General features: G+C 38.2%; 1 pseudogene. It reads right to left on the reverse strand.

Going from position 1 to position 359, the window contains the following annotated elements:
• Positions 1-39 precede the first annotated feature (39 nt).
• A pseudogene (locus ACP45E_RS01940) lies at positions 40-359 on the reverse strand (serine hydrolase domain-containing protein); the annotation flags it as partial.

Here is a 359-nt window from a genome sequence, read left to right on the forward strand (position 1 = left end):
TTAGAGTGTGTGTCCCTTTTAATTTTCTGAAACACTAATTCAATAATTGGGGCGTATCTCCGCTAATATTCGCTTATCAAGCAGATTGAGTTTACCAGCAACATCATATGAGGTTCTATTTGCAATAATTACGCTGGCAAGCCGTTCGTTTGGGTAGATTCGCATCTCTGAATGGTAACCAGCACCGCCACCTTCTTTATAGAAATAGGGCCTTCCATGGCTAGTAGATGTGTGCCAGCCTAAAGTCATTTTTATATCTCGACCGTTGCTATCTATCTGTTTAGTTAAAAGAAGTTCTTTAGAACTACCACTTAATAACACGGACTGTTCTTTTAATATGTCTTGTAGAATACTAAACA

The organism is Vibrio genomosp. F10 str. 9ZD137 (genome assembly GCF_049974785.1).
Lineage (GTDB): Bacteria > Pseudomonadota > Gammaproteobacteria > Enterobacterales > Vibrionaceae > Vibrio.